We start from the raw sequence: 16,545 nt of genomic DNA, 5'->3' as shown, positions 1-16,545 counted from the left end.
TGCCTGCGATAGCGATTTCACATTCAACACCTATTCTTCAGGGCACACACATGAAAATCACCCGCCAAGCCTACGCCGACATGTACGGCCCCACCGTCGGTGACAAGGTGCGCCTGGCCGACACCGAACTGTTCGTCGAAGTGGAACAGGACTTCACCGTCTACGGCGAAGAGGTCAAATTCGGCGGCGGCAAGGTGATCCGTGACGGCCAGGGCCAGAGCCAGTTGCTCGCCCATGAAGTGGTCGACACGCTGATCACCAACGCGCTGATCATCGACCACTGGGGCATCGTCAAGGCTGACGTGGGCCTCAAGAACGGCCGCATCCACGCTATCGGCAAGGCTGGCAACCCGGACATCCAGCCCGGTGTGACCATGGCCATCGGCGCCAGCACCGAAGTGATCGCCGGGGAAGGCATGATCCTCACGGCGGGCGGCATCGACTCCCATGTGCACTTCATCTGCCCGCAGCAGATCGAAGAGGCCCTGACCAGCGGCGTCACCACCATGATCGGCGGCGGCACGGGGCCGGCTACCGGCACCAACGCCACCACCTGCACCTCCGGCCCGTGGCACCTTGCGCGGATGCTGCAGGCCAGCGATTCGTTCCCGATGAACATTGGCTTTACCGGCAAGGGCAACGCCAGTTTGCCCGAGCCGCTGATCGAGCAGGTCAAGGCCGGTGCGATCGGCTTGAAGCTGCACGAAGACTGGGGCACCACGCCGGCGAGCATCGACAACTGCCTGAGCGTCGCCGATGCCTACGACGTGCAGGTGGCGATCCACAGTGACACCCTCAATGAGTCGGGCTTTGTCGAAACCACCCTCGCCGCGCTCAAGGGCCGCACCATCCACACCTACCACACCGAAGGTGCCGGTGGCGGCCATGCACCGGACATCATCAAGGCCTGCGGTTTCCCCAATGTGCTGCCCAGCTCCACCAACCCGACGCGGCCGTTCACGCGTAACACCATCGACGAACACCTGGACATGTTGATGGTGTGTCACCACCTGGACCCGAGCATTGCCGAAGACGTGGCCTTCGCCGAAAGCCGCATCCGCCGCGAAACCATCGCCGCCGAAGACATCCTGCACGACCTCGGCGCGTTCTCGATGATCAGCTCCGACAGCCAGGCCATGGGCCGCGTCGGCGAGGTGATCACACGCACCTGGCAGACCGCCGACAAGATGAAAAAACAGCGTGGCCCGCTGCCCGGCGACGGCCCCGGCAACGACAATTTCCGCGCCAAGCGCTACATCGCCAAATACACCATCAACCCGGCGATCACCCACGGCATCAGCCATATCGTCGGCTCCATCGAAGTCGGCAAATGGGCCGACCTGGTGCTGTGGCGCCCGGCTTTTTTCGGCATCAAGCCCACGCTGATCCTCAAGGGCGGCGCCATTGCTTCGAGCCTGATGGGCGACGCCAACGCCTCGATCCCGACGCCGCAGCCAGTGCATTACCGCCCCATGTTCGCCAGCTTCGGCAGCTCCCTGCACGCCACCAGCCTGACGTTTATCAGCCAGGCCGCGCAGGCGGCCGGACTGCCCGAGGCCCTGGGCCTGAAGAAGCAGATCGCGGTGGTCAAGGGTTGCCGCGATGTGCAGAAAACCGACCTGATCCACAACGATTACCTGCCGGATATCGAGGTTGACCCGCAAACCTATCAGGTCAAGGCTGACGGTCAGTTGCTGTGGTGCGAACCGGCCGAGGTGTTGCCGATGGCCCAGCGGTACTTCCTGTTCTAGAGAATGGCGCTGATCGCTTGATCGGTCAGTGTCTGGTTCAAGGTGATCAGCTCGGCATTGATGCGGCCAAAGGTGTCATCGTAGTCTTGCTGGGGCATCAGTTGCCCCGGTTCACTTTCCGAAGCCGATCGGCCCAGGCGCCGGGCCGTCTGGCTGATGGTTTGACGCAGGGCCTGCCTCGCTCTCTCGGGGAGGTGGGCAGCGGCGGCCCATTGTGCCTGCGCGGCCTCATAGTCGATCAGGGCGTCGAATTTTTCGGCAATCAGCGCGTAATCAGTTTGATGCGCACGCTGCAGGAAGTCAGTCCACATCGGCTGCTCCAGCAGATTGTCACGCAACTGCGCGCCCTGATCCTGCAGCTGTACGCGCTGGAATGCCGCCTCCACCATCGGCGCCGTGACATAGTCCTCGCGAAACATCATGCTTCTGGATTGCCAGGGCAAGTCCAGCCGGGTGGCCAGCGGCACCGTATACGCCAGATAGATTTCGACTTCGTCGATATCGGCGATCACATTACCGGCGCCATCGTAATGCTCAATGCGCAGGCCCTGGGCATCATACTCGGGAAACCTGGCGCCCTGCTCCTGCAACTCGGCGACGCGAGCATGGGCAATACGCCCCAGCTCATCAAGGCGCCATTTCCTCCTGGCCAGGTTGAACACGGCCCTGCGCACGGCGTCGACATCCTCGCTGAAGTAGGCTGACCAATGCAGCACGGCAACGCCCATCGAATTGAACAACTGCGCCCCGGCGTCCACGCAGGCCGCTGGGTCCCGGGCCATCAGGAACAAGTGTTCGCGTAATTCGGCGTCTTCGCCCATCGCCTCAAGCATGCGCCAGACTTTGGCGGTCAATTCCGGCAACCATACGCCGCCCCTGCCTGTCGAGTCCCCGGAGTGCCTGACGGCACGAAGAAGATTGAAAAAGCCCTCAGAGCCAAACGAGCCTTCAAGCATGTCCCATAACACTTGCCTGGAGGGCCATTCCTGCGCCGAATAACCGGTTTTCCACTGCTCGCTGTCGAGCGCGCCCCTTTTCGGCAATTGGCGATCCGGATCCCGGCCAGCGGCCTCGATGTACCGTTTGAATTGAGCAAGCAGTTCAGGCGTCAGCTCTTCACGGGTGAGGAAGGTTTTCGCCACAATCAGTGCCTTATCCGAGCCCGGCGCGAACTCGGGAATCCGCGCTATCGGGTTCTGCCGCATATCCAGAATGAAATTTTCCGGCCTGGGCACACGGAACACACTGGCAGGCCACTCCTCCAGGCTTGTGTCATTGAGCAGCAAGGTCTGTAAGCGCGGCATGCGCCCAACATCGGGTGGCAAGCCGAGTGGGTTCATGTCCAAAAACAACTCCTTGAGACGCACCCGATCTTTCAAGCGCAGGACGTCTTCAGGCGTCAGGACAATATCGTTGCCGCCCAAATGCAACCGCTGCAAATGCGGCATCTGTTCGATGGCTGACGGCACGCTTGTCAGTTGAGCAGCCTCGATCCCTAATCGACGCAGACCGCGAAAGTTGGCGAGCAGTGGCTGCACATCCGCATCCGTCAGCTGCGAGCCTTCGGTTCCCACAATGCCCAAGTAGCTGACATGGTCGAAGTTTGCAGTCAGTGCGGGCAAGGTTCTGAGCTGCTGTGCCAGGTCGTCTTCCAACCATTCGATTTTCTGCCCCAAAAGGCGCCCATTTCGATCGTAGTGCCGTGGGCCGACCTTTCTCCAGGCGTCATCCAGCGCCGTATAAATCTTGCGCCTGGCCCTCAGCACCTGGCGTTGCTGGTCACCGAACGCCTCCATGCCCTGGGGCGGTGTGCTCAACCAGTTGTGCAAGGTGGCCTGCAGGGTCTTGTACTCTTGCTCCAACGCACGCAGCCAGCTCAGGTCCAACGCGCCGCGCTCGCTGATCAGGGCGAGCATTTCGTCCCGGGTGATTTGCGGGTACAGGCTGCGGATCCGCTCGCGCGTGATTTTTTCCCACTCAGTGCCACCCCGCCCGCTCAATGGATAGCCGCGACGCTCACCCGGCAACACGCTGGGCGGTCGAAAAAAAGGCAGTTTTTCCGGCGACATGCCCAAGGCTTTGCGCAACGGTACTCGGCCTATTGCATGCTGCTTGATCAACCCCTTCAATTGCTCACCCTGGCCGACGTGGGGCACGCCAATCGCGTTGCGATGGGCATCGGTCAACGCATGCTGCAAAGCACCATAGAAACCATTGAGCCCATGCAGGTGCTGGCCGCGCTCATCGAAGGCTTGGTAACGCCCATCCTCCATGCGTGCCAACACCTTGCGACTACTCGCCTCCAGGGGGCCGAAGCTGGCGCGCAATGGGCCTTCAAACCGGCCTTCGCGAACTTCCAGGCGCAAATTGTCCGACCAGCCGGGCAGTGCCGGCAGTGTGTGCAGGGCCAGGGTTTCGGTGTCTGGGCCGGCCAACGCGTCGAGGTACAAGCCTTCATACGCGAGGGTCAGGCGCATTTGCTGCTGCGCCCGGCGCGCCTTTTCAGCGAGGCGCAGGGGAATGCGCTTGGCGCGGTTCATCGTGTCGCGCTCGCTCGGCGTCGCGTCCACCAGCACTTCGCGCGCCAAAATCGTCGGCACGCCACTGAAGTCGCGCTGGATCAGCATAATCGCGGTGTCGGAGGGTGGCTGCTGCTCGACGTAGATACTCTTCATCAACCGCTCGCGCACCTCGATGGCCCTTTGTTCGAGTTTCAATCTCAGGGCCTCGGTTCTCGCCTCGGGTGTGCGGGCGGTGTAACTGCCCACCAGAGCATCGCGCTGAGGTTCGCTGAGCGCTTCGATAATGCGTATGGGCAACTGGCCGCTCATCAAATCGGCGCGGTGGACCTGCACGGTGTCCGCCCCCGCGGCCTGCTGATTACCGTATTTGATCGACGGTCCGCTCAACTCGGTGCCGGCAAATGCCTCGATCGCCTTGCTCGCTGGCCATCCCGGCAACTCCACCGCCAGGGATGCGGCATAGCTGCACAGTGCGCTGCTGAGCGAGCCCTGGCGAATGCCCTCGGCGACGTTCACCGCATCGCGATACGCCCTGAACTGGCGCAGGGTGTCGAGCAGGATCGCCGGTACCGCCTCGCCTTCCACATGCACGCGGCGCAGCACGTCCTCACTCACAGCCGCCACGCTGCGCGCCTGCTCCAACTCGGCATCGCTGAAGCCCTCCGTCACCGGGCCCAATCGCCGCATCAACGTGGCGCCTTCCCAGGTGTGCGGGCGTTCCACTTCATGGTTCCAGAGGCCAGCGCTGTTGCTCTTCAATATCGGTTGATAGGCCTCGGCACGTGTGGGATGGAGGATGCGGAATTGCTCGGTCAGCGGGTCTTGTTGCACGGCATAGCGTTTGCCCTCCAACGGCAGCACGGTCTGGCCGTTGTGCCGGTGCAGGCCTTGCTCATCCGCCGCCACTGAAGGGAGGGACGCGGTGTGCTCATAGGCCGACAAGTCGGGTTTCCAGAGCCGAGTCTTGCCATTGGGCAGGGTAACGGCCTTGAGCTGCTCGATAAACGGCGACACGGTGAAGTGCACCACGGCTGCCTGTACCGCCAGCGCCGCCAGGTTTTCCACCACGTCGGTGATGTGCGCCCAGCCCGCTTCGCGGTCGCCTTCGCTCAGCTCGATAACACCGTCGATGACTTCGTAAAGTAGTTGCCCGGCCATCGCCACAGCCATCACCACACCCAGCGGCGGCACCGCCATGGCCACCAGGTTCAGGCCGAACAGGCCGATACTCAGGTAATGCGCAGCGCGCAGTGAACGCGAGGCCTCATCGACATCGGAGGTGCTCACCGCACGATGCCGGGCGTTCTCGAACAGCCGCGTACGCAGGCTGCCCAGGCGATAGGTCCACAGGTCTGCAACTTGCCATAGGTCCGTCAGGGTGTGGGCGCGAATGTTGAATTCAGGGGCAGCGGCATGTACGCGCACGTAGGGCTGGGGTTCGCCCAGTGTCGAAGGCGTGGCAAAGGACGGAGAAGTCAGCAAGCGCCCCCACTCCGATCGCAAGGCCTGTGCACCAAACGGCTGGGGAGGTGCGTCCAGCACCAGTTCGGTCAGTCGTTTGTAGTAGTAGGCGCGGTCTTTGTCGGCAACGAACCGGGCAAAAAAATGCTGGTTCGGCGTAGCCTTCCAGCCTTGGGAGCGGTCAGCTTGCTGGGTGGTTTTCGCGCTCAGGCGCTCGGTCAAATCATTGCGAAAGTCATTGAAGCTTTCATAACGCTTGATGGGATGGTCGGGGTCATCGGGAATATAGACGATGACCCAGCAGGTGTAGCCAGGCTTGGCGCAAGTGTCGATGACCAGGCAATCGTGCACATGCAGGTTCATCAGGCTCAGGCTGCGATACCCGATGGGCTTGCCGTCGCTGAGGATGTGTTTTTCGCCGGCCGCCACGCGCATCAGCAGCGCGTGGTCGCTGTCGCCAATGTCGCCTTTGAGCAATGCCAGGTACGCCGCCGCCTTGAAGGCGGCTTTCTGATGCCGGACATAACGTTCGCGCAGTTCGGCTTGGGATTTGGCGTCGTCAGGTTTCAACTGTGCCTTGAGGTGAGCCTGGTACTGCTTGCCCAGGTCCAGGTCTCGGCACAGCTGGGTGAACGCATGAATCTTCAGGGTCGTGGTGTGGCGCTCGAAATGATCGCGCACGTCCGGTTGGGTAATGAAACCTGAGGCGCTGTTGAAATAGCCCTCTCGAGTCTCCCGTTGCTCAAAGTTGCCGAGGGCAGCGTGCAGCAGGGAGAACGTTTTGACCCTGAAGCCACCGGTCTTCACGCCAAAGGCATCTTCGATCGGTACATACAGGCGCAACCAGGTTTGGTTGACGTCCAGCTCGTGGCCGATAGCCTTTAGCTCGGCTTCCAGCAAGGGTTGGGCAAACGCTTGCTCCGAGCGTATGTGACTGAAAGTTTTCTCCAGTTCGTTGAGCGACTCGCAACGGGCGTCCAGCAGCACTTTGAGCTGATCTTTGCGTGCCTGGGAAGCGGCGTCATACCAGCGGGGAATAGCCGGCGGCGTGTCCTTGAGGGCCTTGCGACGGGAGGGCGAACTGTTGACCAGGCAAGTGGGGATCGCCTGCTTGATCAGTTCGTAATGCTGGCCCTGCTCACCAGGAGGCGGGGTGGCGGGGTCGGTGACTTGAAGGTCCGGCATGGGATGACAACCTTTTCTTGGAAGAGGTTGTCATCCTAGGCACGCCGTTTTTGCGGCTGGCGCTAACTAAATCAATGACCCGTTCAGAACTGCTCGCGCGGATTGAACGCAGCCTTTTGCGCCAGGGCCTCCCACAATGCCTTGACCTCATCATCCGCCGCCTTGGGCATGACGGCCTTGAGCTGGATGAACAGATAGCCGCGTTGCCCGGCCTTGTTCAGCAAACCATGGCCCTTGGCACGCATACGCTGGCCGTTCTGGCTACCGGCAGGCACCTTGAGGTTGATCTTGCCGGTGAGGGTCGGCACGGCCACTTCCGTGCCCAGCGCCAACTCCCACGGCGCCAGCGGTAGGTTGATGATCAGGTTTTCACCGTCCACCTCGAACTTGGCGTGTGGTGCAAACTTGATGATCAGGTACAAGTCGCCATTGGCCCCGCCACCAATGCCAGGCGCACCCTGGGCCTTGAGGCGAATGCGCTCGCCATCGGCCACACCAGCCGGGATCTTCACGTTCAGGCTCTTGACGGTGTTGCTGACGTGCCGGCCGGAGGCATCGTACTGGGGCACCTGGAAGCTGATCTGCTTGGACTCGGTCGACAGGGTTTCTTCCAGCGACACCGTCAACTGCATCTCCACATCCTGGCCCTTGCGCCCGGCGGGACGGCGCTGGCCGCCACCGAAAGCGTCACCGCGCGAGCCGAAGATCGAACTGAAGAAATCCGAGAAGTCGCCCGCGTCCTGGCCACCGCCAAAGCCGCCACGGCTCTGCCAGCCCGGCGGCCCCTGGAACGGCTGGCCATGCTGGCCGTATTTACGCAGTTCGTCGTACTCGGCGCGCTTGTCGGCGCTTTTCAGTGCCTCATAGGCTTCGGACGCGTCCTTGAACTTGGCTTCGGCATCCTTTTCCTTGCTCACGTCCGGGTGATATTTACGCGCCAGCTTGCGATAAGCCGACTTGATCTCCTTGTCGTCAGCCGTTGGCTCGACACCGAGAATCTTGTAGTAGTCTTTGAAATCCATGGGGGCATCACCATCCGTTATCGATATCGCGCAGCCCGCCACACGGCACGCCATGGCTGGCAGCCTGGGAATTGATGTCAGGGCGCGTCATAAGTTAAATGGCGATACACGGCATCAATGCAATGGCTGTGTACCGCCTGGATATGCCCACAAGATTGGGGCAAAACATGGACTTTCAAGATAGGACGCGTCTATTTACGACGACAGACGCGTTACCCGCAACGCAAGAATCAGGCAAATCGGCCTCTTATCATGTCTTCGGTGTACTGGTAGTCCAAACGCAACTCGGTGCCAGCGGCGATATCTTCGGTAGCGAAAATGGCATTGAGTAAAAATGGCTTGCGCTTGATCTGCGCGTCAGGGCCCACGCCCAGCCACATGTCGGCCTCGACGTCGAAAGCCACGGTCTCAACGTTGTAGCCTCCCAACGCCTGGCGCAGGGGTGTGCCGTTGGCGTCGTACTCAAAGTGGGTGTTGATTCGCGACAGGATGTTGTCACCCGACAAGTGAATCGGTTCTTCCACCAGCGTGTTCCCGTGGGCAACCCTCTGGCTGCCCACCTTCATGGTATAGGTCTGTTCGCCAGGCCCGAAGATACCGAACGGCAGCACGGTACCGCCGTACACACCGACGATTTCGCCTTTGGCGATTCGGCGGTTGGCCACCACCATCGACTGGCCGATCAACGCTTTCTCGCCCGGCACTTTCACGTCTTGTTCGGTGAACGTGCGCAGTTGCAGTTGCGCTTCATAGCGCGCGCCGACCTGTTCATATCCCTCGAACTGGATGTAAGGCTTGATCTGCGCCGAGGTGTAGTGGGCGCCCGAGTCCTGGGTCACCTGCTTCTCCAGCGACCTGATTCGAATAGGCCGTCCCTGATAATCCCTCAGCGGATACTTGCCGTTGTTGGCACGGACGTAGCTGCCGGCCGGATTGGGATTGGCCGTGAAATGGATTTCACGGCGCATATAGCTGAGTTCGCCCGCCGTGTATGGCCGCACCGGCATGGACTCCGAGGCCTCCACAAATTCATCGTCCGAACCTTGCGGTACCATCCCGCCCCTCAGGCCCCGGCGCTTCCAGACCCCGGTGATATCAGGCTTGGCAATCACACCGCTGCTGGTCAACAGCAACGGATTGTCCACCGCCTGTACCCACAGCACGTAGTACTCACCGTCGCCCGCGTCGGGCATGCTCGCGACAAAATATTGCTTGCCATTGAATTCAATGGCTTGCGCCTGGGAAAGTTGCAGGTTCACGGAGGTGCTTTCCACCAGCGCCTCAAGCGTTGCCGTGGGTACCAACGCCTGCGCCACTTCATCGCGGGTCAAGGTTTCAATCAACTGCGCTTCTTCAATCGCAAACTGTGCCTGCAACTCCTCGGCCTTGGCATCGTAGGCTGCGCGCGATAACGTCCCAGCCTCGAAATCACGCCGCAAAATATCCATTTTTTGGTGATGGGGCTCGTTCTGTACTTCAAACCGTGCGCGGTATTTGTTCGCCACATAATCTTTCCAGAAGTCTCTTGAAAGCACGGCCTGAAACTCCTGTGCGGAGTTATCCAGGCTGATGACTCGCTGATAGGCATCATTAAGCATCTCCAAGGAGACATTACCCAGACGGGCGAACCGTGGCTGTTGCGGCTGGCCCGGCAACTCAAGGCGATCCTTCAGGCCATGACGATACGCCAGCCGAATCTCCACCTCTTCCAAGCGGCTGAACTCCACCTCGCGCTGAGCGGGGGTCAAGTCGTCGCGCTTGCGGATCGCAGTTCTACGCTGATCGATATCTTGCAGTGCGATCTTCTCCAGCTCCTCCAGGCGCAACAGCCCCCTGGACAGTTTCAGCAGCGCCGCTCCCTGGGACGCGTCCAGTGCGAGGGTCCTGGCGTTGTGGGTCATCAGCAGGATCTCAAGGTTGCTGAAGGTCAGGGCCGCGCGATCACAACAGGCCGCCCGGCCCGCCCATTCAAACATTTCCTTGCGCAACTGCTCGGACTCGGCGCTGTTTTGCGTGATGCCATCGATCACGTCCCACACGCGCCGCTGCAAGTCTGCATGGCCTGCTGGTGCGACTTCCAGGTCACGCAGCACTTCGAAGAAACCTTGCGCACCGGGCAGGGCCTGCAGGGCGGCCCATTGAAGTCTGCGCTGCGCAACCTGTTGCGTGGAGAACCCGGTGGACCAGCGCCGGAACGGAGCATCAGTGGCAGCCAACACCACAGGACGATCAGCCACCCGCATGACGCTGGCGACCAGCCTGTTAGTGGCTCGTTCTCCCGCACTTAGCCGGTTGCCGTAAGCGACTATGCGTTGTCGCGTCTCGACCGACAACGGGTTCAAATCCAGATCGGTCACACGGGTGACGCGCAGGGTCTGTGCCAGTTGCTCGTCCGGCGGGGCTATCAGCGAATCGGGCAATGTGGAAATATTGTTAGCTCTGAGGTACACCGCATCCAGGCTTGGTTGGCCACCCAAGCCCGTCGGCCAGCTATCAATGCCGGTTGCCCCCATGCCCAATGAACGCAGATCCGACATTTGACTGAAATCCGGCGTGATACCCAGTGGGTTTGAATTGAGCAGCAACGCCCTGAGCGTGGTGCGTGACGACAGCATCGCTGCAGAATCGGGGGTCAGGCGTATCCGGTTGTTTTGCAGGGACAGCCGGGTCAAGCCCTGCATCTGCCCCAGCGCCGGTGGCAATTCGCGCAACCGGTTACTCGACAGGTCCAGCCAGCGCACGCCTCGAAAGCCAGAGAGAAAACCTTCAGGCGACGTATTGAGGTTCATGTTGCTCAATTTGAGTGAACCGACATGGCTGAAATCCGCATCCAGATCAGGCAGGCTCGGCAGGTTCAGGCCACTGAGGTCCAGCTCCAGACCGAAGGGGTCACCCGCGTGGGTGAGTTGCTGCGGGGTTTCCCTGCGCCAGCAACTCAAGATACGTTGCTGGGCCGTTGCGCGATCACTCAGTGCCGCCACCTCGGTGGAACGTTGCCCAACCCGCACATAGCGCTGGCGCTCACCGCCGCCGGAGAACCGCCAGCCCTCCAACTGACGCAGCAGCGTGTCAAATGCCTGCTCACGCGACGCCAGTTCTGCCTCGGCGGCCTCGCCCAACGCCCAAATCATCCCCCTGGAAAACTGCACGCTGTTGTTCGGGTATAGTTTCTGCATAACCCGAAGCCTTGGATTCGCGCTGTCGAAGGCGTCCTCAAGGGCGCCTCGCAGGAGCCGCGGATGGTTCTGCGTCAGGTTCTTCCAATACTGGTCGAACTTCTGCCAATAGTCGGCCGCAAAGGGGTTGCCATGCACGATGGTGACGTTATTCGTGCGCACGACCGCTTCGAGCTGATCCGCCGGCGGCGTCAAGTGTTGCGCGGGGACCTCCTGCAGTCGGTTATTCGACAGGTCGACACGCTTTAATCCGGTCAGGCTGGTTAATCCAGAAGGCCACCGGTCAATCTGCGTACCGCGCAAGTTCAACTCCGTGAGGTTTGGCATACCACTGAAGTCGGGCAATGTACCTAACGGGTTATGCATCAGGTCCAGGTTTTCAAGCGCGCTGAGCCGGCTTAACAAGTGCGCACTGTGCGGTGTCAATCGAAGCCCGCTGAAGGTGATGCTCAACGAAGTCAGATTTTTCATTTCCCCGATCACAGGCGCAAATTCGGCAACGTCGCCATTGAAGATCTTCAAACCCTCCAGATGCCTGAAGTTGTCGAGAAACTTGCCCGCGTTGCTCGACCAACTGATGTCGGACAGCTCAAGGTGTTGCACATGACTGAAATCTGCACTCACTGGCGGCAAATCAAACCGTTCCCCCCTGCCGTAATGCAGCTTCAGTGACGCCCCGGTTTCCCGCCGCCAGCAACGCACGACTTGATTGACCAGCTCTGTCTGAACGCTGTAGGCATTCATGGCTTGCGGCCCTTGGGCGCGCCACCACACCTTCAAGGTTTTTTTCAGTGCCCGAAACTCTTCCTCCCGCCGCGCTAGTCCCCCAGTCACGTCATCACCCAAGGATTGGATAAACGCGGTGATTTGCTCCTCGTTGAAGCTGGGAAACAACTGCCGTACACGCCCTCTGTCCGTGCGCAACGCGTTGCCAATTTTCCTGAACAGACGAAACCCCGGCCCGCCACCCAACAGACGAACCATCGGGTCATACTCCGGTTTGCGCAGTGGGTTGGCCTCCAGCACCGTAAGCAGCTCCGTGCGTGGTAAAGGGCTGCGCTGAATCGCCTGCTTGAGCTCAGCGGCGCTGCCCAGGCCCAGGCGCTGACGCTCGTCGAGCGCCAGTTGCTCCCAGATGGCACTGTAGAAATCGCCGGGCATGGAAGCCTGGAATTCGCCGCTCTCCAGCAGCACCAAGGTTCGCTTGTGCGGGAAATCGGGTGAGCCGATGGCATCGAGCACCGTGCCCTCAGGGGAATACTGGCGTAACTCCAGCCGCGAACCTCGGTGCCATCCTGGCAACGTTTCCAGGGTGCGCAAGGCCAAGCGATGGCTGTCGAGTCCGGTCTGAGTGTCAAGGTGCAGGCCCTCGTAGGCACGCGCCACACGGGTTTGCTGGGCACACCATTTCGCTTGCTCGGCCAATCGCTCAGGCAAGCGACCGCTGCTGCGCAAGGCCTCCAGTTCGTTTGCCGCAGCCCCTTGCAACAGCCGCTCGGCCGCCAGGGTCGGCAAGGCCGGGAATGCGTCCAGCACACGTTGTACATCCGCATCGGGCGCGGGGTTCAGCGCTCGGTAGCGTTCTTCCAGCAACGGCCCCTTGAGACTCTGCACGGCATCGCCGAGGTACTGGCGCAGTTGGCCGCAGCGAACGTCCAGGGATTGATCGGGGCTACCCGGCCACTCCTTAAGCTGCGGGTCGACACCCTGCAAGGTGTACAGCAACTCCCTGAGCAAGCGGCCCTGAGCCACGGTGCTTTCGGTCAGCACTATCACACGCTTGCGCACTGAAGTTGGCGCATCGGCGGTTTCCCACAGCACATCGCCGGTGGGGCCAATGACTTTAAGCGGTACGTTATCGGGCAGCAAACCGCGGCGCTGGAGCATGTCAAATTGCAGCACAGGATCGGCTTTCTGGTACACCAGCGGGTCGCTGCTTTTGATTTGCTCGACAAAGGTGCTGAACTGCCGGTGCAGTTCGAGGCGCTTGAGGGTGTCGTCCAGCAAGAGCGGCAGCGGCTCATGATCGACCATGGTCTGGCGCAACGCATCGGTCTCGACGCCGCTGATACGTAGCGGTTCGGACTGTCCGACGATGCCCAGGCGCTTGTGCAGCGTGGGCTCGTCCCACGTCAGCGGTTGCTCCAGTTCATGGCTCCAGACCCCGTTATGGTTGTGCTCCAGTTCCGGCGCATAGGCATTGGGACGGCTCGGATGCTGGATGCGGTATTGACCTGTGTGTGGGTCTTGCTTGACCTGATAATGTGAGTCGTCGAACGGCACCAACTGTTGGCCTTCGTGCTCGTACAGGCCCAACGCATCGGGCTTGGCCTCGGGCAAGGGTTTGAGTGGCGATGCATAGGGCGCAAGATCAGGGTTCCACAGCACCTGCTTGCCTGTTGGCAGCGTCACCGGTTTGAGATGATCCACCGCACTCTGCCATTTGACGGCAGGCAACACCTTGGAACCGGCGGCGATGAAGGCAACGTTCAGCGCCACGGAAGCGAAATGCGCCCACATCTGGCGCGGCTCGCCCTGTTCGTAGGCCTCAATGCCCTCGAACACTTCGTAGCACATTTGCGAAGCACCCACCGCGAGCATGATCGGCCCCAGCCCCGGCACTACAAAAGCGGCCAGGTTGAACACGCTGACAGCCGCGTCGAAAAAGCTCTCCAAACGTTCGAGCCGAGCCTTGCGGTCTTCATCTTCAGTGGGCACGGCCACGGCACGTGCATCACTCAAAATCTTGCTGATATGTGCTTGGCGACTGCGCTGCCACAGGTCACCGGCAACGACCCAGTCTTGCATCGGCAACCGCGCTAACGGTGTGCGCAGCGGATAGTCTGCCCCGCCATTTCCGTTGTTGGCAGGCTGGTACAACCGATTGAACCGGGCGAAAAAACCGCCTTGGTCGCGCACCGGCACAAAGCGGCTGAAAAAGCGTCGATACGATGCGCTGTGCAGGCGTGTGCGCAAGTCAGCCATGAACTCGCTACTTGACGCATATTCCTTGACGGGCTGCTGGGGGTCACCGGGGATGTACACCACCAGCGGCTCGGAGCGGCTCGTATTTTGACGATCGGGCCCGATCAAAAGCGGCCCTACCAACACGCTATCGAATACTTTAAGTGCGGCATAAGTCACCGGTTTCCCACCAAGCCTGGGGATATCAGAACCGGTCACCACCTGCTTGAGCATTCTATAGGCATCGGCACTCAGCGCTCCGTTCAACTGCAGCCTGGCAATCTCGATGCACACTGCAAGCTGCTGGCGCTGGTGCTCCTCGAGTAGCTGCTGCAGTGCCTGGCGCTCGCCGGCGTCTGCAGGTTCAACCACCGCCTTGATATGCGCCTGGTACAGCGCGCCCAGGTCCAGAGTGCGGCAGAGCTTGGCGAACGCGTGGGGGGCGATTGCTACAGCTTGGGCATTGACCGCCGCGAAGCTCGCAATGATGTTGGGGTTTTGCGGGTTGAAGGTGGTGATCAGTTGGCAATCGGTGCACGCGCTGGGCTGTTCTTCATCGGCCTCGAAATTGGCCAGGGCGGCTTCCAGCAATGAAATGCCGCGGTATGTGTAGGTCAGCGATGCGTCATTTTGTTGTTCGAAAACAAAGGCACCGTAGAAGTCATCGCGAGCGCCTTTGGAGCCATACTTGCGCACGAAGAACACATTGCGTACATCCAGCTCCAGATTGAACTCGTTTTTGATCGCATCTTTCAGCGGTTGCTCGGCGAATGTCAGGACGTCTTCAATCTGGCCCAGGTGCGCCTCAATCGAATTAAGCGTTTCACGAAAGCGTGAATGCTGCGCCGCCAGGGTGGTTTTGTCCGTGTGGGTGGCGGCCAGGTACCAGGCAGGAATATCCATCTCGTGCTTGCCCAGTTCTTCCTGGCGTTGCGGCGTACCTTCCTTGAACCAGTTCGGCACGCGTTGTTTGAGAAAGTCGTAATGCACGCCGCGCAGGTCGGCATTGAAGGTTGCATCAGGCATAGCAGTTCGTCCGTGAGGGCAGTAAAACCGCAGCCTAACCAAGCCCCCGCCGGTTCAAGACGTAGCTATGTAGCGCGATTACGCACTGATTTACGGATCACCGGTCTACGCATCCGCTCGCGAGTGACATACACTGCGCGGCCGTTTTTTTGACCGGAACCTGTTAGACATGAAAAACGAATCTCCAGCCCGTGCCTGCGGCATTGACTTCGGCACGTCCAACTCCACCGTCGGCTGGATCCGCCCCGGCGAGGAGACGCTGATCGCGCTGGAGGACGGAAAAATCACCCTGCCGTCAGTGGTCTTCTTCAACTTCGAGGAACGCCGCCCGGTGTACGGTCGCCTGGCGCTGCACGAATACCTGGAGAACTACGAAGGCCGCCTGATGCGCTCGCTCAAGAGCCTGCTGGGTTCCAAGCTGATCAAGCACGACACCAGCGTGCTCGGCACTGCCATGCCCTTCACCGACCTGCTGGCACTGTTTATCGGCCAGCTCAAGAGCCGCGCCGAAGCCAACGCCGGTCGTGAATTCGAAGAAGTGGTACTGGGCCGCCCGGTATTCTTCGTCGATGACGACCCGATGGCCGACCAGGAAGCGGAAAACACCCTGGTGGATGTGGCGCGCAAGATCGGCTTCAAGGACATCTCGTTCCAGTACGAACCGATTGCAGCGGCGTTCGACTACGAGTCCACCATCGAGAAAGAAGAGCTGGTATTGATCGTCGATATCGGCGGTGGTACCTCCGACTTCTCCCTGGTGCGCCTGTCGCCGGATCGTCGTCACAACGACAACCGCCAGAGCGACATCCTCGCCACCGGCGGCGTGCACATCGGCGGCACCGACTTCGACAAACAACTCTCGCTGGCTGGCATGATGCCGCTGTTCGGCTACGGCAGCCGCATGAAGAGCGGCGCCTACATGCCCACCAGCCACCACATGAACCTGGCGACCTGGCACACCATCAACTCGGTGTACTCGCAAAAATCCCAGCTGGCCCTGGGCAGCATGCGCTACGACATCGAAGACACCGGCGGCATCGACCGCCTGTTCAAGCTGATCGAACAGCGTGCTGGGCACTGGCTTGCCATGGAAGTGGAAGAAACCAAGATCCAGCTCACCCATCAAGACAGCCGCCACGTGCCGCTGGACCGCATCGAAGCGGGCCTGAGCGTAGACCTGAGCCGGGCGCTGTTCGAATCGTCCATCGACAACCTGCTCGAACGCGTGCGCGGCAGTGTCACGCAGTTGCTCAATGACGCCTCGGTGAGCGTGGCCCAGGTGGATACGGTGTTCTTTACCGGTGGTTCCAGCGGCATTCCGGCACTGCGCCACAGCATCTCGGCAATGCTGCCGAATGCGCGGCATGTGGAAGGTAATATCTTCGGCAGCATTGGCAGTGGTTTGGCGATTGAGGCGAGCAAGCGTTACGGCAGCTGA

At 60.6% G+C, this 16,545-nt stretch carries 5 protein-coding genes; 2 read left to right on the top strand and 3 right to left on the bottom strand.

Features of this window, described 5'->3' with window-relative positions; genetic code table 11:
• The first annotated feature begins 50 nt into the window (after nucleotides 1-50).
• On the top strand, nucleotides 51-1,751 hold the full coding sequence (ureC, locus tag GH769_RS27860; protein WP_020301612.1) for an urease subunit alpha: 1,701 nt from the start codon (nucleotides 51-53) through the stop codon (nucleotides 1,749-1,751).
• On the opposite strand, the gene GH769_RS27855 is transcribed toward ureC, so the two are convergent.
• The 3 genes from GH769_RS27855 to GH769_RS27845 form a co-directional block, all read right to left on the bottom strand.
• Nucleotides 1,748-6,919, bottom strand: coding sequence for a dermonecrotic toxin domain-containing protein (locus GH769_RS27855; protein ID WP_153649949.1), 5,172 nt, complete (start codon nucleotides 6,917-6,919; stop codon nucleotides 1,748-1,750). The two genes, ureC and GH769_RS27855, sit on opposite strands and share 4 nt — an antisense overlap.
• 83 nt (nucleotides 6,920-7,002) lie before the next feature.
• On the bottom strand, nucleotides 7,003-7,941 hold the full coding sequence (locus GH769_RS27850; RefSeq protein WP_014716703.1) for a DnaJ C-terminal domain-containing protein: 939 nt from the start codon (nucleotides 7,939-7,941) through the stop codon (nucleotides 7,003-7,005).
• Nucleotides 7,942-8,171: 230 nt separating this feature from the next.
• Nucleotides 8,172-15,107: a dermonecrotic toxin domain-containing protein gene (locus tag GH769_RS27845; RefSeq protein WP_032904032.1), complete on the bottom strand. Its 6,936-nt coding sequence runs from the start codon at nucleotides 15,105-15,107 to the stop codon at nucleotides 8,172-8,174.
• A 169-nt stretch (nucleotides 15,108-15,276) separates the two neighbouring features.
• Here GH769_RS27845 and GH769_RS27840 point away from each other — a divergent pair, with 169 nt between their 5' ends.
• Nucleotides 15,277-16,545 (top strand): Hsp70 family protein, encoded by a 1,269-nt coding sequence (locus tag GH769_RS27840; RefSeq protein WP_014716701.1) that lies wholly within the window; start codon nucleotides 15,277-15,279, stop codon nucleotides 16,543-16,545.

It is taken from the genome of Pseudomonas sp. CFSAN084952 (assembly GCF_009648855.1).
In the GTDB taxonomy this organism is placed as follows: Bacteria; Pseudomonadota; Gammaproteobacteria; order Pseudomonadales; family Pseudomonadaceae; genus Aquipseudomonas; species Aquipseudomonas paracarnis.
The sequence above is the reverse complement of the archived record's forward strand: the minus strand, read 5'-3'. Positions and strand labels throughout refer to the sequence as shown.